The 23,782-nt window shown below is 27.3% G+C and carries 18 protein-coding genes; 6 read left to right on the top strand and 12 right to left on the bottom strand.

What is annotated here, in order from left to right:
- Positions 1-2: 2 nt before the first annotated feature.
- The gene (locus GOY08_RS07465) at positions 3-1,001 is read left to right on the top strand and encodes an NAD-dependent epimerase/dehydratase family protein (protein ID WP_158998269.1); all 999 of its coding nucleotides are present in this window, start codon (positions 3-5) and stop codon (positions 999-1,001) included.
- Positions 1,002-1,015: 14 nt separating this feature from the next.
- Here GOY08_RS07465 and cheB read toward each other — a convergent pair whose 3' ends face one another.
- The 5 genes from cheB to GOY08_RS07440 all read right to left on the bottom strand — a co-directional run bounded on the left by cheB (position 1,016) and on the right by GOY08_RS07440 (position 7,298).
- Positions 1,016-2,893: a chemotaxis-specific protein-glutamate methyltransferase CheB gene (cheB, locus tag GOY08_RS07460; protein WP_158998268.1), complete on the bottom strand. Its 1,878-nt coding sequence runs from the start codon at positions 2,891-2,893 to the stop codon at positions 1,016-1,018.
- Between the two features lie 6 nt (positions 2,894-2,899).
- On the bottom strand, positions 2,900-4,582 hold the full coding sequence (locus GOY08_RS07455; protein WP_158998267.1) for a methyl-accepting chemotaxis protein: 1,683 nt from the start codon (positions 4,580-4,582) through the stop codon (positions 2,900-2,902).
- 10 nt (positions 4,583-4,592) lie between these two features.
- The gene (locus GOY08_RS07450; protein ID WP_158998266.1) at positions 4,593-5,081 is read right to left on the bottom strand and encodes a chemotaxis protein CheW; all 489 of its coding nucleotides are present in this window, start codon (positions 5,079-5,081) and stop codon (positions 4,593-4,595) included.
- A complete protein-coding gene (locus GOY08_RS07445) occupies positions 5,071-6,750 on the bottom strand; it encodes a chemotaxis protein CheA (protein WP_158998265.1) in 1,680 nt (559 codons plus the stop codon). Before GOY08_RS07445 ends, GOY08_RS07450 begins: the two co-directional genes overlap by 11 nt.
- Positions 6,751-6,965: 215 nt before the next feature.
- Positions 6,966-7,298: a hypothetical protein gene (locus GOY08_RS07440; RefSeq protein WP_158998264.1), complete on the bottom strand. Its 333-nt coding sequence runs from the start codon at positions 7,296-7,298 to the stop codon at positions 6,966-6,968.
- 460 nt (positions 7,299-7,758) lie between these two features.
- On the opposite strand from GOY08_RS07440, the gene GOY08_RS07435 reads away from it, so the two are divergent.
- Positions 7,759-13,590: a calcium-binding protein gene (locus tag GOY08_RS07435; protein ID WP_158998263.1), complete on the top strand. Its 5,832-nt coding sequence runs from the start codon at positions 7,759-7,761 to the stop codon at positions 13,588-13,590.
- A gap of 75 nt (positions 13,591-13,665) precedes the next feature.
- On the opposite strand, the gene GOY08_RS07430 is transcribed toward GOY08_RS07435, so the two are convergent.
- Positions 13,666-14,433 carry a class I SAM-dependent methyltransferase gene (locus tag GOY08_RS07430; protein ID WP_158998262.1) on the bottom strand — a complete coding sequence of 256 codons (768 nt, stop codon included), beginning with the start codon at positions 14,431-14,433 and terminating at the stop codon, positions 13,666-13,668.
- 522 nt (positions 14,434-14,955) lie between these two features.
- Between GOY08_RS07430 and GOY08_RS07425 the strand changes: the two genes are divergently transcribed.
- On the top strand, positions 14,956-15,408 hold the full coding sequence (locus GOY08_RS07425; RefSeq protein ID WP_158998261.1) for a hypothetical protein: 453 nt from the start codon (positions 14,956-14,958) through the stop codon (positions 15,406-15,408).
- Between the two features lie 135 nt (positions 15,409-15,543).
- Here the strand turns inward: GOY08_RS07425 and GOY08_RS07420 are convergent, their stop codons facing one another.
- The 6 genes from GOY08_RS07420 to GOY08_RS07395 all read right to left on the bottom strand — a co-directional run bounded on the left by GOY08_RS07420 (position 15,544) and on the right by GOY08_RS07395 (position 21,348).
- Positions 15,544-16,746, bottom strand: a complete 1,203-nt coding sequence (locus GOY08_RS07420) for a hypothetical protein (protein ID WP_158998260.1) — start codon at positions 16,744-16,746, stop codon at positions 15,544-15,546.
- A 261-nt stretch (positions 16,747-17,007) separates the two neighbouring features.
- The gene (locus tag GOY08_RS07415) at positions 17,008-18,258 is read right to left on the bottom strand and encodes a Y-family DNA polymerase (protein ID WP_158998259.1); all 1,251 of its coding nucleotides are present in this window, start codon (positions 18,256-18,258) and stop codon (positions 17,008-17,010) included.
- Between the two features lie 121 nt (positions 18,259-18,379).
- Entirely contained in the window at positions 18,380-18,793 is a 414-nt protein-coding gene (locus tag GOY08_RS07410) for a LexA family protein (protein ID WP_158998258.1), read from the bottom strand.
- Between the two features lie 283 nt (positions 18,794-19,076).
- Entirely contained in the window at positions 19,077-19,385 is a 309-nt protein-coding gene (locus tag GOY08_RS07405) for a helix-turn-helix domain-containing protein (RefSeq protein WP_158998257.1), read from the bottom strand.
- A 13-nt stretch (positions 19,386-19,398) separates the two neighbouring features.
- On the bottom strand, positions 19,399-19,716 hold the full coding sequence (locus tag GOY08_RS07400) for a type II toxin-antitoxin system RelE/ParE family toxin (protein ID WP_158998256.1): 318 nt from the start codon (positions 19,714-19,716) through the stop codon (positions 19,399-19,401).
- 1,131 nt (positions 19,717-20,847) lie between these two features.
- Complete coding sequence (locus GOY08_RS07395) at positions 20,848-21,348, bottom strand: hypothetical protein (RefSeq protein WP_158998255.1); 501 nt, start codon at positions 21,346-21,348, stop codon at positions 20,848-20,850.
- 167 nt (positions 21,349-21,515) lie between these two features.
- Here GOY08_RS07395 and GOY08_RS07390 point away from each other — a divergent pair, with 167 nt between their 5' ends.
- The 3 genes from GOY08_RS07390 to GOY08_RS07380 all read left to right on the top strand — a co-directional run bounded on the left by GOY08_RS07390 (position 21,516) and on the right by GOY08_RS07380 (position 23,686).
- Positions 21,516-21,938, top strand: a complete 423-nt coding sequence (locus tag GOY08_RS07390; RefSeq protein ID WP_158998254.1) for a DUF2513 domain-containing protein — start codon at positions 21,516-21,518, stop codon at positions 21,936-21,938.
- Positions 21,939-22,008: 70 nt separating this feature from the next.
- A complete protein-coding gene (locus GOY08_RS07385) occupies positions 22,009-22,437 on the top strand; it encodes a DUF29 family protein (RefSeq protein ID WP_158998253.1) in 429 nt (142 codons plus the stop codon).
- A 400-nt stretch (positions 22,438-22,837) separates the two neighbouring features.
- Entirely contained in the window at positions 22,838-23,686 is an 849-nt protein-coding gene (locus GOY08_RS07380) for an Abi family protein (RefSeq protein ID WP_158998252.1), read from the top strand.
- Positions 23,687-23,782: the final 96 nt, after the last annotated feature.

Here is a 23,782-nt window from a genome sequence, read left to right as displayed (position 1 = left end):
ATTTGAAAAGAATTTTAGTGACTGGTGGTAATGGTCATTTAGGCTACAATCTTGTAAAGCAACTATCTGCTGATGGTTTTCACGTCAAAGCCACAGTTCGTAATATTAAAGACAACAAAAAAACAGAGCACTTAAAAAATTTTTCTAATGTTGAAATAGTAGAAGCAGAGTTACTGAATAAGGAATCTCTTAGAAATGCAATGAATAATATTGATGAAGTTATCCATTCTGCTTCTCCAGTCCTTCTATGGAGCAATAATGTTAAAAAAGAAATAGAAGAACCTATTATTTTTGGAACACAAAATGTTCTAGAATGTGCTAATGAAAAAAATATCAAAAAAATAATTTTTACATCAAGCTGTTCGGCCTGTGGAATGTCATCTACCCAAAATAATCCATTGACTGAAAATAACTGGAATCACTCAAGCAACTTTCCATTATTAAAAGCAAAAATTGATGCTGAAAAATTGGCTTTTAACCTTTGTAAGAATAAAAATATTAAATTAGTTTCTATTCTTCCACCCACAATTATTGGACCAAATTTTTTTAGAATTACGCCATCGCTCAGTATTTATTATAAAATATTTCAAAAGCAATTTTTTACTATTCCTAATGGTGGATGTCACATTGTTGATGTAAGAGATGTAGCAAAAGCTCATATTAATGCCTTAAAGCGTCAGCACACTGAAGGAAGATATATTGTTGCTGGAGAATATTTTGATTTTAAAGAATTACTTAATAGAATAAAAAAATTGCAAGTAGATGCAAAAGTACCAAACTATTTGCCACCTGTATGGACATTTTATCTAATGAATACCTTTGATTGGTTAAATCATAAAGTAATGAAAAAAGAAAGACTTCTTTCAAGACAAATAATTAGTAATTTTTTTGGCAAGTATCAACATGTATCTGTTAGAAAAGCGAAACAAGAATTAAATTGGAATCCTATACCTTCAGATAAAACACTCTCTGATACATTAAATTGGTTTTATGAATTATAATTTCTATTTATATTTTAAAGAATTTTTTTCAAAATATTAGGAATTTCATGTAATGGAGCAACTTGATGAACGCCACCTAAAGCTATAGCTTCTTTAGGCATACCAAATACAACGCAGCTTTCTTCATCTTGCGCAATTGTGAAAGCATTTTTATTATATAATTCTTTTAATCCATTAGCACCATCACTCCCCATACCTGTTAGTATAATGGCACATATATTAATTTCATTTTTTAAATTTACTAAGGAATAAAACAAGTAATCAATTGAAGGTTTATGCATATTAATTTTTTCAGAATCATTAATCTCTAAAAGTAATTTGCTTTTTTCTTCAATAATTCGCATTTGTTTTCCACCAGGAGCTAAATAAACGCAATTTGGTTCCAATATTTGGCGATTTTTTCCTTCAAAAACTTTGAATTTACATAATTCACTCAATCTATTAGCTAATGCTTGAGAAAAATATTCAGGTATATGTTGCACAATAACTATTGGAGGAAAATTGGTTTTGAGTTGCAAAAGAATAGTTTGCAAAGCCTCTACACCTCCAGTCGAAGAACCTATTGCAATTAAGTCAGGTTTGATAAACTTCTTTGGCAGCGGATTCAAGCTTAATAATCTTTGTTTAGATAATTGTTTATTTTTTAATTCAAAGCTTTTAATTGATTTTCTTGCTTGAGTAATTACATTTCTTATATTTGAAATTTCCTTAGGCGAATGAACACCACTTGGTTTTTCAATATAATCAAATGCTCCTAGCTCCAAGCATTTAATACCATTATCTGCTTCATCAAAACTCATAGAACTCATTATTACAATTGGCGGGTGGGGTTTATTTTTTAAGAGTTCTAAATATTCAATACCATTCATTTTTGGCATATTCAAATCTAATACAATAACATGAGGTTGTAATTCTAATTTTTCTAACTTTTCCATAGCTTCAATTGGATTTTCAGCTTCACCAATAATTAAAAAATTTTCTTCTTTAGTCAAAATTTTTCTTAAAAAATCACGCATTGTTAGGGTATCATCAATGACAAAAACTCTTGTCAAATCATCATTTGGTTTTAGATTCAATGTGTAAATTGAATTTTTTATGTGGATAAAAGGAAGATCAAGATTGCTTAATGATTCAGAGTGCCCTAATACCAAAATACCATTACTTTCTAAATTATTTTTTAAACGCATAATTATATCTTTAACTTCTTTTCTTTTATAATAAATAATAATATTTCTTATGAATATAACATCAAACTTTCCAATTTCATTTGAACTATCTAATAAATTGTGTACTTTAAATTTACAAAGTTTAAATACAGAATCCTTTATTCTTACATAATTTTTTAATTCATTTTCACCATAGTCAAAATATTTTTTTATCAATACTTTACCCATTTCCTTCTCAATATCTGTCGCTAAATAAATACCATTCTGACATTTTTGTATGGATAATTCATCTATATCTGTACCTAATATTTCAATTTGAGGAATTGAGTCGTATTTAAGCCCTAAAGAAAAACACACTTCTAAATAGCAAATAGCTATAGAATAAACCTCTTTTCCAACTGACGCCGCTGCAGACCATATACGTAAAGACTTTTTATTTTTTATATATCGAGGAAAAAACTCATCAGCCAAATAATCAAAATGTTCAGGTTCTCTAAAAAATTCTGTTGTATGATTTGTAAGTATAGAAATTAAATTTTTTCTTTCAGATTCAATATTATTTAAATAATATTCATAATACTCTTCTGTATTTTTAAAGTTTAATATATTTATTCTTAATTTTATTTTTTCAATACCTAAATTAATTTTTTCTTCATTTAACTCAACATGGATTATGTTTTTAATATCTTCTATAATTTTTAAATAAAACTCATGATTGTTATTCATTTTTGTTTATACTTTCCATCTAGAATCGTTTCTACTAGGCAAGTTATCATTCATTATTATTTCGTTGTCTGGCACACTATCAAATTCATTTTGGATATTTACTTGGTAATAATTACCATCAATATTTTGACTATTTTTATTCTCCATTTCAATGTGAGAAATAGAAACTAAATTTTTATTAATCACTTTACTTTCTACTATTAAATTTCTTAATTTTGAAATAATTTCATTAATATTTCTGATACCTATTGCTAGATATTGACTATTTGAAGCTTGCGCTATTCCTATTGCATTGTTTCTTTGTGTCACTTCATCTATTTGCCTCATAGCAATAGTTGTTTGCTTCATACCTGTTTCTTGCTCGGTTGTTGAAGAAACTATAATTTTTGTACCTTCATTTATTTTAAATAAAATTTCAGTCATACTATCAAAAGAAGCTTCGCAAATCTTAAAAATATTTTTTCCTGTTGCAATCCTATCTCGAATATCAGAAACAACATTAGCAACTTCAATAGTAGATGATTCAAGTAATTCTCTTATTTCATTAGCTGCAGATCCGCTCATAGAAGCTAGTTTACCTACTTCCTCTGCAACAACAGCAAAACCTTTGCCATGCACTCCAGCACGTGCAGCTTCAATAGAAGCATTAAAAGATAGCAAACGTGTTTCAGAAACAATTTCATTAATAATTTTGGTTTTATTTGCAATTTTGACAATAAGATTGGAAATCTCTTCCAACTTAATATTTGATGCTTGGATACTATCCATTGCAGAAAGCATTTGTGAGATAGATTCACGTCCTTTCTGAGCTATTAATTGTCCTTCTTCAGATATTTGTAAATTATGATTTGAATGTTTACTTGTCTGCGTTAGCATAGAACTCATTTCTTCCATACTCGCAGCTGTTTCTTGAATTGCAGCAGCTTGTTTCATTGTCATATCAGAAAGCTCTTTTGAACTTTTTTGCGAATTATTTGCTTTTTGTAGAATTGTATTCGCTTGATTATTGAGCGCTAAAATCAAATTATTTAAAATGCTATTTAATTTTTTAATTGAAATATTTGAAAGAGAAATAGCAAATATTAAAAAAATAGATAAAATTCCTAATAAAAAGAATAGCGCTTTTTTACCATATTCATTAGTATTTTGAATACTTAAATCAGTAAAATTATTTACTTCTTGAGTCAAATCAGATATTGATTTTTCAAGCTTTTTAAATACATCATTAAATTGATTTAGTAATACAGAAGAATCTTTATGTTTTAAATCGACAACATTTTTTGCTATTCTATCTGACAATTCTGTATACTTTTTTGCGTCTATTAATATTGTATTTAAATCATCATGTATTTTTTTATTTAAAGCTAGACCATTTAAATTATTTAAGTAATTTAAAAATTTTTCTTTAAATTCCTTTTGCTCTTCTTCAAGCTCTTTAATTCTATCAATTTTTTTGGATTCTGCTGCCATTATTATTCCGTAAATATTTGATCTAATTCCATCATGCATCATATCAGCAAGAGTTAGATTTTTCATAGCTGGTATAATTTCTGATGAAAATTTGTTTATTTTATCATTATAAAAATTATTTAACTGAAAGGGAATTATCCCTATTATAAAAATTAATAAAATCATAATTGACGAAAGAAGTAAAAGCCTCTTTCTTATTGTCCAATTGATATTTCGCATAATTAAAACCTCACATATTCATAGATAATTTTAAATTGTCATTTTCTTTTATTATCTTTAAATCTTCTTCATTAATTGAAGAAATTAAATCTAATACCGTAACTAATTTATCTTTGTAAATGTAATTACCAAGAATAAATTTTGTATCAATTGAATACTTCATATCTTTATTTTTTTGAATTTCATTTTCAATGATAGAAGTAACAGAAATTAAGTCATCAACAATCACACCAATTGTTATTAATTCATTTTCAACAACTAATATAATTCCCTCATTCTCAGTATTATTTGAATTAGGCAATAATTTAATCCTAAAGTCTATAATACTAATAATCTTTCCCCTTAAATTTAAAATTCCTTTAAAATATGGAACCATAAATGGTATTGGCTTTATATTTTTGCACTTAATTACTTCTTTAATTTGTAATATATTACATGCGTATTCTTCATTAATTACTTTAAATATTAGAAATTTATTTTCTTCTTCATTATGCTCCATCATAACTCCAAATATTTACTAATTGAGCTAAATTTAAGACCAAAGCTGGTTCACCATTTCCTAATACCGTTGTTGCCAATATCCCTGGTATTCCCTTTAGTTCTTCTGACAATTTTTTTAGCACAATGGATTGAGTTGAAATTATTTCTTCTACTTCAAATGAAAATTTTTTTCCCAAATGCAAAACTAGCAATCCGAATTTTTCATTTAAATCCTGACTTTCAGAAATATTTTTATTAAAAATATTTCTTAGCTTTATGATTGGTATAATTTCATTTCTTAATGAAAAAATCTGACTACTATTAACTCTATTTTCTATTTTTATCTTTTTATGATCTATAATTTCTAATACTTGGGATTCAGGAATGACAAAAAGTTGTTTATTAGACTTGAATATTAATCCTTTAATTATAGAAAGTGTTGAAGGTAAAGAAATAATAAATGTAGTTCCTTTATCAATCTCAGTTTCAATATCTATATTTCCCTTTAAGTCTGCTATAACATTACTTACAACATCTAAACCAACACCCCTTCCAGAAATATCGGTTATCTCTTCTTTTGTAGAAAAACCTGGCATAAATATTACTCTATGTATTTCATCCTTTGATAAATTATTTTTCTCCTTAATCAATCCTTTTTCAATTGCTTTTTTAAGTATCTTTTTATCGTCCAAACCTCTTCCATCATCTCTTAAATAAATTTTTACATTACCTTCATCTTGAATAGCTCTTAACTCAATTTTACTTTCTTTAGATTTATTCTTTTTTTCTCTCTCTTCTAAAGTTTCAATCCCATGATCTATCGCGTTTCTTATTAAATGAGTTAAAGGATCCGTTAATTTATCAACTATAATTTTATCTAATTCTACTTCAGAACCAAATGATTCAAACTTTATTATTTTCTTTTGTTTTACTGCAAGATCTCTAACTACTCGATTCATTTTTTGAAATTGTTGATCAAGTGAAGTCATTCTTAATGAAATTGCAGTATCCTGGAGATATTGTATATTTTTACTCATTTGAGAAATAACATTTTTTACTTCTTTTGGAATTGAATTTATAGAAGACATTTGTCTTAAAATATTTTGGTCAATAATAACTTCTCCTAGATAATTAATTAAATTATCTAACTTAGTGACATTTACTTTTAAATATTCTTCTGAAGTCAATTTTTTATTTTCAATTTTATTGTTTAACTTTAGGATAACATCTTCTTTAGTTTCATGTTTAGAAGAATTCGTTTGATTGAAAATTTCAAATCCAATTAATCCATTATTATTTTTTTTCTCCATTATTGAAAAAATATATTCTATATTTTTTTGAAAGTTTTGATTAACATAACTAACATCGTTCTGAATTGAGATTATCCAATTACTAATAATTGTATGTATTTCAAAAAAATTATTAAGTATGTCTTTTTCAAATTTAATTTCACCATTTTTTACACTGGTTAATACTTCTTCTACTTTATGTACAAATTCAGAAAATTGATTGAGTCCAACTGAAGCAGAGGAGCCTTTTAAATTATGGGCAATTCTAAAAAGTTGATTAATAGATTCTTTCTCATTGGTATCCTTAAAATTTAAACATGTCGTTTCCCATAAGGAAATGCTTTCATTTGCCTCTTCTAAAAATGTTATGATAAATTGAGGTTCAATACAATTGCTCACTTATTTTCCTTTTTTCTTTAAAATAGATTATATATATTAATTTTTCATTAAGAATAATTCAGATGTCAATTTTAAAACCATTAATATTTGCCTATTTCATGAATTAAATTTTATAAAAACAAATATTTTGCAATTTTGAAAAAATAGATATGTATAATTTTTTAATATTAATATAATATACGTATAAAAAATTTTTTAAGTTAATTAAATGATTTTTAAACTATCGATATTATTTTATTTTCATCGTCTTTTTCTTTTTTTTTCTCATTTAAATCTTCTTCTATCTCTTTATAAACCCAATGCAAGATAGTTAAAAATTTTAATAACGAATTCTTAATACTTTCTGTCACAATATTGTAATTAATTTCTTTTTCATTATTCAACTCATTTAGAATTTCAAATAAGTTTTCACTAATTTGTTCTATTAAATAAAGAGGATGTATTTCTTCATTATAATCAATTTTATTTTTTTCTTTTTCATCAAAAATATCTTTTAAGATTAAACTAATAATATGATTAATTTTTTCTATATTTTCTATATTATCCATTCTACATCCCCATAATCACGCAGACAAATTTTATCTATCTATTAAAATTTATCCTGTCAGAATTGTGTGATTATTTTTTATTCTCTATTTATATTATTATGTTACATTTTTATTTTTTCTAGAATATCAAGAAAATCAGATTGTTACCTTAATTGAATTTTAATATTTTTTAAATTTTTTTCCCGCAAAACTAATCTATACAATTAAAATACTTATGTAAAATTCTAAAATATGAAAACTTATTGTCTAGTCTGTAAGAAAATATAGGATAGAACATCCATATGTAACTGACCAGTCAATGTCTTAATATTTCTATGGAAATAAATTTTTTGTATGAATACATAATTATTTTTATAAGCAGTCTTGCTTTTTTAAAATATATAAACTATTTGAAAATTATTATTGATAATAATTATCAATATCATTGTAAACGCTTAAAAATAATAAAAAAGGTAAAATAATGCAAAGAATAAAATTTAGTGCGCTTTGCACTTTAGGCGCACTTGCCTTTAATTTGGGCTGTACAAAAAATACATCAAATGAAACAGCTTCAGAAAAATCTAAATATTCTTCTGTAAGTAGTGGCTATTTAAGCACATCATTAGGTAAAAATGTTCAGACAAATAAATTACAATTAAAAGCAAAAATCGATGAAGCATATGCAAAAATACAATTATTTGAAATACCTTATGAAGAACTTAATGAAATTGATGATAAAATGAATTACATTGAAGCGTCCTTAACAAAATTTAATGTAAAAATTCAAAAGATCAATGAAAAAAAAGAAGAGAAAAAGGAAGAAGAACTTCAACCAAAATATCGCATTACGTCTACACTTTATCCTGCACCTATTGATTTTGATACAATTGACCACTTACAAAAAAAAGTTCAATTAGATATTTACAATCATTTAAAAAGTGAACGTATTCAAAATTTTGAAAAAGAATATCAAGTCAATATTAAACCTTTACTTGGATCTCAAAACTACACTTTTGAATTAACAGCTGATTGGTTACATGAAAAAATGTTTTTTAAAGATCTTGGATCATTAGAAGCAGCTGTAAAAAATGGTTATCATATTCAAAAAGTCGATAATATTACAAAACTATTTAGAATTATCAGAAATAAAAGTTTTAAAAATGTTTCAACTTTATCACCTTTCAATGCACAAAAAGCTTTTGTCATTGATGGCGCTGACGACTTAGCAACAGCTATGGAAAGTTCTGGTCTTTCTCAAAAATTAATCTACATAATTCAAGGTATTGGTTTTTATCCTGCTTTCCTCTACTTGGTTTATTCTGGAACAGAAGGAGCCACAGCACAACACCAAGATTTAAGGCAGGAGGTAAAGGAACTTTTACTTCAAAATTATGAACAAGAACTTAAATTAAAACAAACATTGCAGTCCTTAATACAAAACGATCCTGTAGCTAATGCTGCTGAAATACAAAAAATTTATTTTGATCAAATTACATTTAAAGTAAATCTTCTACAAATGTTAAATAACGTTACTAAAGACAATGAATCAGATAAGTTGACAAAAACAATCCAATTTTTAGAAAGTGAATTACAAAAACCTATTAATGTCGATAGAGTATTTGATAAACCCATTGCAGAATTACCAAATGACATAAGAAATATACTTATCCAATTGCAAAACTTACCTGAATTTGATCCCAAAAATTCAAAAAGTATGGATTTAATAATTCAATTAAATGAATTTAAAAATACTCAAGAAGATATTATTAAAACATATATTGAGCAAAAAATTCCCGGTGCTTTGACTGAAGGTGGTCTTATGGCTATGTTTTCAGGAATGGCAGCTTTTGAAATACGTGCTGTTATTGGATATGCGCATTTAGAATTATTTAAAGAACAACTAAAAGGAAAAACAAAAGAAGAAATTCAATCATTAATAAAAGAGTCTTCATTTTTAAATGATTTTAGTAAATTTAAAGATGGTTTTTTAGGAAGCAGCAGCGAACCTCTTTTTGCTGGGGCATTAGGTATACTTACTAAATTAGGCGATGGATTTCTTGCCTTAGGTCAAGCCCAAATGTTTTTAGGAGGTTTGATAAATATTGCAAATGATATTAATGAAGTAAGAACTTTACGGGAATGGATATCAATAGTAGAAAACTCAGAATTGTGGAAAAATACTAATAACGAAACAAAACAATTGCGTGGAATTTTAGCTGATTTTTATAAAAAACAATCAATACTAGTAATATTTAAAACAACTGGAGATATTGCTCTCACTGCTGGACAATTTGCAATGCTGATGGGTGGACCACTTGTATTTGAAAAACTCCCCGCTACTGTTGCTGGAGCAAGTGCAACTATATTAGGAGTAGCTACCAAACAAACATTTGAAAAAATTATTGAGCTTTATTATGAATTTGATGACGCACCTGATAATTCTAAGGAAGCAAAAATTATAGCTGGTGAACTTGATTCACCAGAAGATCCTCCTCTAGAAAAACTCGCTAAACGGATTGAAATGCTTAATAAGTTAACAATGGAACGTTCAAAATTAAGAGTTTGGCAAAAACTTTACTTAGAAGTGCAAAAAAGATCCAATTTAAACACTAAAATATTAAATAACCCAAATTATTTACAGGAAAAAGTACTTCCTAGTTTAAGAAGAAACTTCCTTGCTGGAGCAAAATATAATCAATACTATTTAAATGCTCTAGAGGAATTATTCCCTGATCCTATTACTGATGAAAAAAAGGCTGCTCTAGAGAAAAATTTAAACTATTTGAAAAAGGCTTCTGAATTTGTTGCTGCTGCAAAAACACAAAAAAATTCTATGCTTTTATTCCATAGATTTACAGTACAACATTTGGCTGAATTAAAAAGAAGTATCGAACATAATAGCAGAGAAAATAATATTACTTCCGCAGATAACATTAATGTGAATAAAGATTTTACACATATGCCAATGTCTGAAGTTGCGCAAGAAGTAAAGCTTGTATTTGATTATTTATCTGCTTTAGGTATTGATTCAGAATTTGAACAAAAAGTTGTTAGCAGAATTATAAAAGGAGAAGGAGCATTATTTGGTGATAAAAATTTACTTACCCTTGCTCAAGATTACATAACAATAGATAAAACTAGAGTTATTTCAGCACAAGAAAAAGTTAGTCTTCTTGTAGGTGCAACATCTGTTAGTAGTTACTATAAAAATTACTACTTTCCGTTCCTAGATTTAACACCTATAAAAAATAAATTAAGCAAAATATTCTTTACAAGTGAAAATAAAAGTAAAGAAAAAATTATTTACTTTTTTGACAAAGAAAAATTCTTATTAGATTTAGAAAATTTCTCTACTTTAAGTGAAGATAAAAAATCAATACTGAGTGAACTTTTACGTAATTTATTTATTAATACTCCTGATGAAACAAAACTAAAAGCTAAATTTGGGAATGATAAACGCACCCCAATTAAAAAAATAATGGATGGCGTTTATAATAAAATTAGCCGTCAAGAGACTCTAAGACCTGTCTTAAAATATACACTTCCTCAACTTGAATTATACGACATGATGAAGTCTGTAATGGGGCTTACAAATGATTCTCCAAGTCCTAAACTTAATTTCGCAAAAAAAGTTGCCAGTAAAATGGTTTATGGAATGAACCAAGCAAATATTTTCGTTAACTTTTATCATATGCCAAATCGTATTATGAATATTCATCAGCAGTCTGTAAATGGAGAACATTTTTCTGCATTTCGTAATTCATTAGAAATGAGTTTAGACAATTTAGATTTAGGCGTCGATTTAATCAGGGGTTCTTCATTCCTACAAAAACATGTTCAAGCTTACAAACATTTAGGAAGAGCCCAAGCAGCTCTTAACTTTGCAACTGCAGGATTTGAGATTTGGAATGCTTATGACTTATTTAAACAAGTAGGAAATTCTACAGGGAAACAAAAACAGGATTATATTGTTTATGGAACAGCCTCAACTCTTTCTGCAGTTACTTCCATTGGAACCTTAGCAGCAATACCTTTAACTTCTATGGCTGGTCCAATAGGGACTGCGATTGGTTTTAGTATTATGATGGGGCAAAATATTTATACTACCATACGTACGCATGAAGAATTGGTTGGAAAATTTGGAATGCCACCAAATGATGCTGGAAAATTAGGTGCAGTAAAATTACTATGTCCAATGTGTGACATTTCAAAAAGTTTACAGTTTGAACCATATCAACGCGATTATGTTAAGAAACAAGAACTTGAACAACATCTTACAGAACTGAATAAAGATGCAAAAACAACAAATGTTGTGTTTACTAAATTAGTAACGCCAAAACCATTTTATTACTTTCCGGTTACTCCAACTACTAGTTCAATTTCTAATTGCAATATGGCAGGATGTTCTACTTCGAGTACAGGTGGTTATGTTTTAAAACAAGGAATTCATTTGTGCCAAACAAGTAATATTTATAATGCACAAAATGAAAAAATTCGTGCAGAAATTATAAATAATTTACAGTTAAAACCATATGAAACAGAACATAGACAACATTATCTCAACGAAAAATTTAGAATTGATAATAGAGCTTGGTATGAAAAATTCTTTGTAAGTTATAGTGTTTATGATTTTACAAGATATTGTAAATTAGAAGACGTTAAAAACTATGTAAAAATGGATGAGTACCATTTAGATCAAAAAATTCTTACAACTGTTCCAGAAGAGAAAAAAACAATTCTTTTTTATGTTGGATTAGGCGATCAATATAGACATGGATACGGTGTGAGTTTAATCAATGGTAATCAAAACATTAAAAACTTTTTCATTGTGGAAGCTGGTCAATATAAATATGAACTTAATGGGGCAAATAAAGACGATTATTTTGAAATAAAAGCCCCTGCTAAAGATACTAGTTACATTAATGGTAAGGAAGGATTTAATCTTTTAAGTTTCCAAAATTTTGAATTTGGGCAATATTTCAATTTACAAGATAAAATAACCTTTGTTACTCCATCTATTACTCAAATTAAGAATGATTTAGTAGAATTTAAGAAGAAGAATACTCTGCAAAATACAAATTATTCAGAACTTGACGTAAAAAGATTTTATTTACAATATGCATTAAATTCTGCAAATACAACCAAAAAGGAGCTTTTAAAGCAGTTCCCTGAAGTTGAAAATATTTCACACTTTATGGGGTCAAAATTTAGAGATATATATTTAGGAAATAGCACTAATGAAGTCTTACTTGGGAACAATGGCAATGATGTATTAATTGGTGCATTAGGCGATGATGTTTTATCTGGTGGAGAAGATATCGATTTATTAATTGGTGGAGCTGGCAAAGATACTTACTTAATTAACAAGACTGATTTCTTAAACTCCAAGGAAAATTATGACATAATCTATTTTGCCAATAAAACAAGCAATAAATACAATTTTCCATATTTTTTCACAAATAACGAGAATGATCGGGATTTGATAATTACAGATGTTTATGAAATTGGAATATATTCTGAAAATAATGACCTCTGGTTTGTAACAAACAATAAAGAAATACTTTCTAAACAAAATGATAAAAGTAAAGAATTTGTTAAATTATTTAAGCTAGAAAATTACAAAGAAAATGGAAAAATAGCTAGAGATATTCCTTTACTAACAACTAAAGATGGTAATATTATTGTTTATAATCCTTTAGAAGCCACTAATACTGTATCTTGGTTAAATACAATTTCAACAACTTCGCAATCTAAAATTGATACTAAGGATTTGACAAATCTACCTGGTGCATACAAGGGATTAAAAGGTATTCGCTTAGATAAAGATTCTGCCTTTGAAAATTATACATATATCAATGGCACACTAGATAATGAAATTATTATTGGTAACAAGCAAGATAACTATATAAATGCTTCATATGGAAATGCATTCATTCAAGGTTTAGAAGGAAATGATGTATTAATGGCAAATCTAGATCATAGTAAGCGAGAAAAATTTGTCCGAATGGATGGCGGTTCAGGTGATGATATTTTTGTTGTCAATGTGGTTGAATTTAATAGTTATGATAAAAATAGTATTCCTTTTATAAAAATAATTGAAGAGGATAAAGGAACAAACGATCATCTTTTAGTTAAAGTGACTGGAAACTACAATCATTTAGAATATAAAGGATGGAAAAGAAATGGAAACTCAATTACTCTCTTAAATAGTAAGAATGAAATATTATTCTATTTATCTTTACCAGATAAAAAGAAATTAAATACAATTCAAATTGAAATTGGACGAAGCAAACCAGTTAAAATTGAATTATAAAACTAATTTATGCCATATAATATTGATATGATATGGTAAATTAATTCGTTGTTTAAAATTTTAAATTGTTGCTTTTTATAAATCAGCAATAATTTTAGACCCGTAGATATATTTTAACTCCCAATTCATTTTGACTTCATTATTTTCAATTATAAAACCTAAATATTCATCAATTCCATTTATTATTTCACTATTATTACATTTATCTAGTCCAAATAGATTTTTGCAAAAATTTGCCATTTCATCTAATGAAGAAAATATCCAAAAAAACTTTATATTTTCATTAAAACTAATTTTAATATTATTTTTATCCAAAATCATATTGAATTCTTCATCTAAAAAATATCCCAAATGACCTATAGAATTGTTTTTATCTACAAACTCATTTAAAAATTTGTCAACTTTCGAAGTTTTGTATACATCGGCTATTATTAATTGCCCATAATCTTTTAATACTCTTACAAATTCAGAAATTATCCAATTTTTACTTTGAAAGTGATGCAATCCTGCAAGACTTACTGTAACATCAAAACTCCTGTCATCTACTTCTAGAGGAATATTTTTTTGATACATGACTTTGTTTTGATTATGCTTAACTGCACAGTTATGATAAAAAAAATCAGCTTCTTCTGCGCAGAGCAAGTAATGTTTTTCTGCAAGATATTTTCTCAAATATCCTCCTCCTGATGGAATATCAATTATTTTTAATGGCTTAGTATTATCAATAAATTGAATTAAGTTTAAAAATTCTTCTTTTCTTGCATCAGGACTTCGGAGCATAGCTAAATTATATTCCATACCTCTTGTCTCAAATATTTCTTTGTAATCAATAAATTGAGGCATATCCTCTCCCTGCTAATATTTATAATTTATTTCATTTTGTTGAAAATATTAAATTTTTCAATAGTTCTTCCATCTTGTCAGGTAAAATAGTTGCTTGTTTTGACTAAAATTAACATTAAAATCATACATATTATTTCACAATAAAGTAAAGAAATCAAAAATTACAAACTGTTATTCAAAACTTCAGAGTAATTAAATTTTTTGATTAAATCTTATTTACTTAAAATTTGCATATTTTTTCTTAAAAATTTAATACAATAAATTAGTTTTATAAAATTTTAAATATTTATAAATTTATTTTACTTAAACTAACATCTATTTGATTTTGTAAATAGCAAATTCATTGCTTTTTATGAGTCTTTTTAAAAAAAATTAGTCAACCCTTTAGCTCCTAAATTTAACAAAGAATTTTATATAAACAAATGGTGCAGCTGTTTATAATTTTCGCCCAAATCAAGTTGTTAAAGTATTAATAAACAAAGACTACAAAATCAATATGGTAACTTACATGAAATAGAAAAAATGTATCGTATTGAAGCAAAAATAAACTGTCTTTACTACGGGATTGGTTCGGCCGTATTTCAAAAAACGGCAGACAAATTTTATATCTTTATGCTTAAAGTACCTAGAGTGGCAATCAATAAAATTGCTTATGATGTTAAGTACAGAGATTTACGTCCCAAAATGTTATTTGCTATAAATAATGGTTATCTTGCATCAACATTAACAGGTACACACTATTTAGGAATTAGTCATGGGGATTTTAAGTGGGACAATGTGTTCGATGATCATACTTTAGATACTTTTTTTCCAATATATTTCGGACTTTCAGGTGTGTTAAGTGATTCCAGTTTAAACAATCATATTAATTATCTAGATGGTATTATTAAATCTGTTAGTATTACTTTGGGTACGACTATTGATGTCACAAGAGCAAGAAATCCTGTTTTAGTAAATAAAAATAAAGTAAAGTAAAGTAAAGTAAAGTAAATTATGACTTTACTAAAATTAAAACTCATCAATCCAAGAATTGTACTTTATTAGTATTATTTTTTCAAAAACTATCCAAATATAAAAATATTTAATTTTAAATATTTTTATAGTGATTACTTATTCCCTTCTTTCATATTGACGGCATGTATTTTGATAAGCCTCTGTTTTATTCCAATCTACACATGTAATGACAGAAAAGTAGTGATCATATTGTCTTAGTACAAATTCTATTCCTTGATTTAATGCGACATTCCAATCTATATTTCTGTCTAATGAATTTTCTTGTCTATTTAGTAATGCTCTAATATATTGAGAAACTTGTGACCTTATATTTTCTTCATTTTGCTGAAAAATTTGATTTATTCGTGCGGTAAATCTTCCAGTTACTACATCCGATTGTATTGTTCCATTATTTAAGCCTTCTTGAAATCTATTCCTAGCAACTCTCAACGATTCATATGTGAAATATTCAATTAAATTTTCTCTATAATTATACAAAACATCACTACGGAAATTTACAACTACCGGATGCTGAATTTCTACTGTATTATTTGCGTTTCTATGTTCGGCGGTTTGTACAGGCAATTGTTGATTTAAAAATTCACTTATTAAATTGCGATTACTTCCTATAAAATCATTCACCGTCTGTAATTCATTTAGTATTGCTAAAGAATAGCCATTATTTAATGTCTGAGTTTTTAAAAAATTTGAAATATTTTGAATTCTATTTGTTAAATTTGATATTCGCATCAAAGTATTTACATGCTCATTAGGATAGAGACTACTCAAAAGAGTTTCAGGATATGTCCTTTGCAGTAACGTATATACATAACAAGCATTAATTCTTAACTGAGAGGAAAGTTGCCTCGCTTGATTTTCTCTCTCCCCAACAATTGTTTGATTAAAATTGTTCACTCGGTTTTCAAATTCAGTCACAGCTGCTGATGCTATTTCAATTCTTGGTTCATGCGGTCTACTAACTTGATTGCACTCTTGAATAACTAGAGGATTTGGAGCAGGAACATTTGTACTAGTAATAGTTATGTTTTCAACATTTGTTGTTGTTTGAGGATTTAACGTTGTAGTTGTTGCTTGGGAATTTGACGTTGTTACTTGAGGATTTGCTGTTGTTGTGTAAACTCTTTCACTTTCTTTACTCTTTTTGCATCCGCCTGAACTACAATATGCTCCAATTCCTATTGAGGTTGAGCCTCCCACTATAATTATACCAATAAAAATTGGTATGAGCGGTATTACTGCATAAGCTGATATACTGCATTTTAACATAAAAGCAGTTAATAATATTTTTTTCTTTTGCACTTTTTTCTCCTATAAAAAACAAGTTCAAAGCAGTGGAATGAAATAAATTTTAAAAAGTTGCAAATATATTTTTTATAATTATTTTTTATTAATAAATTTAAAAATTTATTTATTTTTATTTTTTAATTTCATTATTTTAATTTAATTTTTTCCCAGTACCATCATTTTCTATGCAGTAAAATAATTTCTTAACTATTTTATGAATTAATCTTTCAATAAGAAGATTTTTTATTCTATTTAAATATCTTTTTATTAGATTTTTTATATTTCTAGTAATTCACTTATTTGAGTTGTGTATCTTTTAGAAACAAAATTTCTTTTTGCAAGCCATTGTTTTTTATCATATGCATCTGCAAAGTGTATTTTACTTCTACCATTTATAAGATTAATTGTATCCATAACTTCTAAAATACGACTTTCTCTTTCTCTATCCCGATAATCAAATAAATTAGAAGGACATAAGGATTGCTTTTGCAGGTCAAATAAAACAATGCCACATTTTTTATATTCTTTGTGTGGCTTAAAAATTTTCTGTAAAGCAATTTGTGCTAATTGCAAAAAATGCGGCGTAAAATTTGAATAATAAGGCAAACGAACATTTAATGCTTGGCTATAAAAATCTTCTTTGTGGTAACTTGTACTGAGATAGACAGAAAAATATTGTGCTTCTAACTGCTGTTCACGCAATTTCCGACATGCAATTTCAATATGATTTGCCAGTGCAGAAAAAATGTCTTGAAAATTAGAAATAGATTTACCAAAACTGCGGGAGACAACAATACTTTTCCGCGGTTCTGACATTAGTTGTAAATTTAAACAGGAAATTCCTTGCAATTCTCTTGCAAGATACACTCCTTGGATTGTGAAGTGCTTTCGTAAAAAAACTTCATCCAATTGCAGAAATTGCTGCGCTGTAAAAACACCCATTTGCTGTAACTTTTTACTATACTGCCAACCAATTCCCCAAAGATCATCTACTTTAAAGTGCCGCAAGGCTTCAGCAACATGTTTTTCTTGATATAAAGCTAAAACTCCTTTTGCTTTTTGCGACTTTTTAGCAATTTTATTTGCTACTTTTGCTAAACTTTTTGTAGAAGATATCCCTATTCCACATGGAATCCCAATATTTTGATAGATAGTATTTTTTATTTTCCAACCAAACTCTGTTAACTTATCGTGTGGAATATGGGACAAGCAAAAAAAAGCCTCATCAATAGAATAAATTTCAACCTCAGGTGAAAAATATTCTAGGAGTTTCATCAATCGGGCAGACATATCTCCATACAATTCATAATTTGACGACAGATAATGAATATCATGTTTCTTTATGAGATCTTTAATTTCAAAAAAAGGTTGTCCCATCCGAATACCAAGCGCCTTTGCCTCAGCACTTCTACTCACAATTGCCCCATCATTATTAGAAAGAACTACAACGGGTTTATTGTTTAACTTTGGATTAAAAACACGTTCGCAAGAAACATAAAAATTATTTCCATCAACTAAAGCAATCATTAGATAGACATCTTCCCTCCCTTATAAACCTCCTTACGTCTAATTTATGAGGAAAGGAGTTCCTGAGATACAAAAGAAAAAGATAATATTTTTTATTTTTCCCCATGAAAAAAAAGAAAAACTAAACAGAATGAATGACTGTTGTAACAACACCCCATATTTCAAATTCCATACCTTCCGTAATGCGAAGATCCAAATAATTTTGATTTTCTGCTACTAAAAAAATGTTTTTTTCCCGCATCACTAGTTTTTTTACGGTAAACTCGCCATTTACAACAGCAACCACAATATTTCCATTTGCTGCTGTAAGCGATCTATCAACTACTAAAATATCACCTGGATGAATGCCTGCGCCAAGCATGGAATCCCCTTGGCATTTCACATAAAATGTGGCTTCAGGATGCTTTACAATATACTCATTTAAATCAATCTTTTTATCAATATAGTCTGTAGCTGGCGAAGGAAACCCCGCGCAAACAGGACTTAAAACTAACGGTATATAGCATTTTTTACTGAATGAAGCTTTATAATACATGAACCTCCTCCAGCCATATATTTGTATGGTATTTTTAAATTTGTCAATTATTAAAGCAAAAATTTGAAAAATTTTTCTTTTTTATCTGCTAATTTATTATAAAAATTAAGAATTTAATGCATTTTTTAATGCAGTTACAACGTACTTTGGAAATTCTTGTTCAAAGTTAGCAAATAGAGAAGGGCTTAATCCGCAGATATTAAAAAAAGTTGTGAAAGATATTTTTAGTAATTGAAAAAACTTCGTCAAATTTAAATTTTTTTTCTTTCTTCTCTACTTTTTTTTATTGACGTGGTTTTCTAAAAATGATATGCGGTTCAAGATCAAAAACACTACAAATTTTAGCAAGACTTTCAATTGTAATATTAGCATTTCCATTTAATATTTTATTAACTTGAGTAGGACTTGTCCCCATATATTTTACAAGATCATTAAAGCCGATTTTATTTTCTTCCATTTCTTTTTTTATTTTATTTGCCACTTCAGTCATCATTTGATAACGAATTTGCGCATTAAAATTTGCTCTCTCTATTTGCTCTTTTGTTAAGAGCTCTTTTGCAAGGGCATCAAAGCTTTTTGTTTTTTTAGTCATTGTTAGTTTCCCTTTATTCCAAATTTTTTATCAATTTACGAGCTTTTTTAATGTCTTCTGCTTGGGAAGATTTATCCCCACCATTTAATAGAAGAATTATTTTTCCTTTTCTAAAAGTATAATAAACTCGGATTCCATAACTTCTCTCTCTTAATTCATATAATTTTTCACCAAGATTCTTACTATGAGGCATTGTGAGAATATTCCCTGCTTTGGATAAGAGCTTGATTTCTTCATAAAGAGCTTCAAACTTACCTTGTTTACTTAGCTTTCGAAACCATTTTTCAAACAGCTCATCATTGTAGTACTCAATCGTCCAGTGATCAGTCATCGGCACTCCTTTACTACTTTTAAAGGTATCACTACTTTTAAAAGTAGTAAAGGAGATTCTTTATTACTGGCTATTGCTATTACTATAACAGAAGGAATCTCATAATATTTTTTACGTCCTTAAACTATTCATAACTAACTGAAAATAAATAATTTTTTTTGCTCAACGTATATAGTACATTTAGGTAAAAAATTGATTCAATGATATAATATACTAGTATGATGTATATTGGAAAAAAAGTCGATTTGTTAAATGCTCACAATTTTCCTTAAAGGTAAGACATCAAAGTATGCGACACAAATTCATGCAAAAAAGACTATTTATTAAGCTTATTACAAAAATGATAAAATCTTCAAACATATCTAATTTATTAAAAATAAGAGTAAATATTTAGAAAAATGAGTTATGCAATTTTGGAAATAAAATATCTAATTTACAATATAAATATTATGTCTTTTTGGAAATTCAACAATGAATTATAACTATTTATACCTGTTCAAATTTTTTTGAATGGAGAAGCACCAACTGAGGAGCAAAAAGCCTTAATTAAAACTATTTTTTCTAAAAAAGATGAGGAAAAATATTAAAACACTTAATACTCAAGTTAATTTAATGCAAAGGATTTTGCAGTAGTATATCTTGAAACTAAATACATAGATTGTTGTTCTAGTAATTAAACCGAGTTTTTTAAAACAACAAAATTTTTAAATGATAGTAATAAGATTACTTCAGACTAATTTAATGAGTGGAAAAATCTTTGGGAAAAAAGTGAGATTAAAGAATCTTTTGTAAATATGATAAACGTAAACTACTTTTAAGAAATTATTAGAAAATATAATGGAGTAATTAAAATATAAGTAATAAAAAAATGCTTATTAAATAGACTAGTGCGTTTTTTACACAAATCTGGGTTTGCAAAATACCATGAATTTTATTCCAAGTTGATTGAAGTCAGTCAACTTAAAATTAGAAAATTAAGCTCAGAATTAGAGCAAATTAATTTAATTATTTCACAAAATCAGCTTTAAAAATTAAACTTATCCTTGAAAATAAAAGGGAACTTTGAAAAACTATTTTAAAGGGGTTTTTAGCTTGTTTTTTTAGTTAGATGATGTTTGAGTCATAAAGTTTTTATTTCTTTTTTGTGAAAAAAGCATCTTTTAATTTTCCAAAATTAAACATACCTGATTCATTATTTATAAAAGCATGCATTTCTTTTGATATTTTTACTAATTCCTGTTGAAGCGTTTCATTTTTCTCTTCAAGGCATTGAATTTTACGTTCAAGCATCAATTTTTCATCTTTTAAGTTAACAATTGAAGCCTCGTGAAGTTCAATGATTTTATTCAGCCCTTTAATCTGAACTTGTAAAACTTCACTGTTAACTTCAGACTCAACTTTACTGTGTTCTTTCATCGTACTTATTAAACATGCATCATTGCGCTTCATTTCAATTTTAGCGTAGATATTTTGAAGAGTTGGTCTATGAACCATAATAGTTGCCCGTGCACCGACTCGTTTAGACTCAACTTTGCCCTGCTTTATTAGCAAGTCGATTGCTTGCCTTGTTCTTTGAAAGATTTTTGAAGCTTCCGTAATTGTCATGAATTCCGTTAAATCTTCACTATTCAAGTTCACCTCCTTATTTAACTTAACTTCACAATGGCTTAAGTTGTGAAGCTAAGTTAAATTATGCCTTGAAGTTGTGCCGTGAAGGGAGTCAAACTTCACTTGCGTCTATTTTGAAAAAATTTTAGTTTGAGTAGGTTGAATCTGGGCATTACTAAGAAAGGATTATTATGGAACTTGACGTTGAATATATAAAAATAATTCTTGTAAATTTAAAAAATGGCAAAATTATCATTAAAAACAAAGAAATAAAAGTTCCAAATAATGGAATTGATAATGTAACTATTAATTTTGGTCATAAAAGTTATGGAAAAACAGAAGAAGAAATAAGTGAACTTAATAAATTTCATTATCACTTGAAAATTTTGATTGATAATAAATTTTTATATGGGCACATTGGTGGTTCAATTGATTCATACCCTCCTTTTAAAATTCAAGGGTTGACCTTGCAAGGCCATCAGTTCTTGGAAGCTACTGAAAATGATAATTTACTAGAAAAAATTAAAAAATCTATTAAATCTATCACATTGGGAACAATAGAAAAAGTACCCGCTTTGGCTATAGGTGCCATTCTATCCGCTTCTCTTAAATAAACTTTTTTAATTCGCTTCTCACTGTTTATTTAAGCGATATTTATAAATATTTGATAAGAAAATATACATTATGATTAACAAAAATTTGATACTTAAAAAAGAAGTAGAACTTTATCATAAACTTTATGAAAATGATTTATCTTCAGCTATAAGCTTTCTTATATTAAATAATTATAATTTAAAATCATATTTTCCAAGTGTTAATAATGATGACTATACGGAATATGAACTACTTTGGGATTTAGAAGTTGAAAAAAAATATGCTGTTCTAGCGAGATCAGATTTAGAAGATAAAATTCGAGAAAATGATTACATTGAGATATATTTGAAAGGAAAGCTTAATGAAATATATAAGGATACCAGAAAAGAAATTTTAGAATATTCTGATGGTACTATAAGTTCATTTCATTTTAAAAAATATTTCGAAAATAATGTGCCTACAGAGTGCCCTTTTTCATTTGAATATATTTTAGATACAAAATCTTATAACTATACATAAGGCTTATTTGGGGTTCTAAGCGCAAACCGCAGAATTTTCCGAGAGCCTCAAAACTAGAAGTTAGGGGTTTGTTGCAAGAATCCTCGAGTTTATACACAAAATCCCACTTGTTGTTGAAAAAAAGACATCTTTTCTCTTGCAGCAGGTCGGTACCCCAAATAATACAAATAGCAATATTTTGCTGGATTTGAACCAATCCAATAAACTTGACAGAAACTATGACGACATATATCATGTTGTTATCAATACTTCCCAAGCCTCTCAACGATGCTCAAAGCGGGGAGTCTTTTTTTTGTAAGCATCTAAAATCTTACACTAATATTGGATAATAAACATAGAAAAATATGAAAAAAAACCTCTTAGTATTAAGGAAAAAGTAACCCTTCTCAAATCTAGGGGCATGATAATTACTAATGAAACTTTTGCAGAAAACATACTTAAACACATTAATTACTATAGGTTAAGTGGATATTGGAAAATCTTTGAAGAAAAATTAGAGGAAAATCATAGATATCACAGCAATACTAGTATAGAACGCATCGTTAATTTATATTATTTCGATAAAAAATTTAGACTTCTTATTTTAGAGGCCATTGAAACATTTGAAATATCATTTAGAACTATTTGGGCATATTGTCTTTCTATAAAACAAAATGATTCCCATGCTTACATAGATCATAATATCTATGAAAAAAAAGACAGACATATTAGCGATTTGTCTGACATTATGAAAAACTATTCAAATAGTAAAGAAGAGTATCTTGTTCATTACAAGACAAAATACGGTAATCCTATTTTTCCTCCTATTTGGTCAATTTGTGAAAATTTTTCTTTCGGAACATTAGTAAGTTTATATTTAAATTTAAAAATAAACTTAAAAAAAGAAATAAGCAAAGAATATCAACTAGATGACGAGGTCTTTGAATCATGTTTACGAAATATCAATATTGTACGAAATATTTGTGCTCACCATGGGCGCCTCTGGAATAGAAAACTAACGTCATGTAGGATGAAAATCCCAAAAAAACCAGAAAACTTAAGTAATTTATGGGAAAAAGATGGGGATAACAGTGCTAAAATATATAATACAATTATAATTCTAAATCATTTCTCAAAAATAATAGATTCTAACTCTAAATGGATAGATGAAATAAAGAAATTTTTAAACGATTCATTAAAGACGAATTTAATATTAAATTCAGATTTGAAAATGATGGGTATTAATATATATGAATTTAATAAAATATAAGTAAAACTTGCAAGTTTTACTTACCATAAATAATGATTTTGGTCAAATAATATTTAAGATGTTTACGAAAATCCAAATTAAAAGTCAGAAAACAAT

The organism is Pigmentibacter ruber (assembly GCF_009792895.1).
GTDB classification, from domain to species: Bacteria; Bdellovibrionota_B; Oligoflexia; order Silvanigrellales; family Silvanigrellaceae; genus Silvanigrella; species Silvanigrella rubra.
Note: the sequence above shows the minus strand (reverse complement) of the source record. Positions and strands in the feature narration are given on the sequence as shown.

What these genes read in the sequence shown, in the direction of transcription:
- cheB (WP_158998268.1), bottom strand. Translation starts at nt 2,893, where the DNA reads ATGAATAACAATCATGAGTTTTATTTAAAAATTATAGAAGATATTAAA.
- GOY08_RS07455 (WP_158998267.1), bottom strand. Translation starts at nt 4,582, where the DNA reads ATGCGAAATATCAATTGGACAATAAGAAAGAGGCTTTTACTTCTTTCG.
- GOY08_RS07450 (WP_158998266.1), bottom strand. Translation starts at nt 5,081, where the DNA reads ATGGAGCATAATGAAGAAGAAAATAAATTTCTAATATTTAAAGTAATT.
- GOY08_RS07440 (WP_158998264.1), bottom strand. Translation starts at nt 7,298, where the DNA reads ATGGATAATATAGAAAATATAGAAAAAATTAATCATATTATTAGTTTA.
- GOY08_RS07435 (WP_158998263.1), top strand. Translation starts at nt 7,759, where the DNA reads ATGCAAAGAATAAAATTTAGTGCGCTTTGCACTTTAGGCGCACTTGCC.
- GOY08_RS07430 (WP_158998262.1), bottom strand. Translation starts at nt 14,433, where the DNA reads ATGCCTCAATTTATTGATTACAAAGAAATATTTGAGACAAGAGGTATG.
- GOY08_RS07425 (WP_158998261.1), top strand. Translation starts at nt 14,956, where the DNA reads ATGTATCGTATTGAAGCAAAAATAAACTGTCTTTACTACGGGATTGGT.
- GOY08_RS07415 (WP_158998259.1), bottom strand. Translation starts at nt 18,258, where the DNA reads ATGATTGCTTTAGTTGATGGAAATAATTTTTATGTTTCTTGCGAACGT.
- GOY08_RS07410 (WP_158998258.1), bottom strand. Translation starts at nt 18,793, where the DNA reads ATGTATTATAAAGCTTCATTCAGTAAAAAATGCTATATACCGTTAGTT.
- GOY08_RS07405 (WP_158998257.1), bottom strand. Translation starts at nt 19,385, where the DNA reads ATGACTAAAAAAACAAAAAGCTTTGATGCCCTTGCAAAAGAGCTCTTA.
- GOY08_RS07400 (WP_158998256.1), bottom strand. Translation starts at nt 19,716, where the DNA reads ATGACTGATCACTGGACGATTGAGTACTACAATGATGAGCTGTTTGAA.
- GOY08_RS07390 (WP_158998254.1), top strand. Translation starts at nt 21,516, where the DNA reads ATGGAACTTGACGTTGAATATATAAAAATAATTCTTGTAAATTTAAAA.
- GOY08_RS07385 (WP_158998253.1), top strand. Translation starts at nt 22,009, where the DNA reads ATGATTAACAAAAATTTGATACTTAAAAAAGAAGTAGAACTTTATCAT.
- GOY08_RS07380 (WP_158998252.1), top strand. Translation starts at nt 22,838, where the DNA reads ATGATAATTACTAATGAAACTTTTGCAGAAAACATACTTAAACACATT.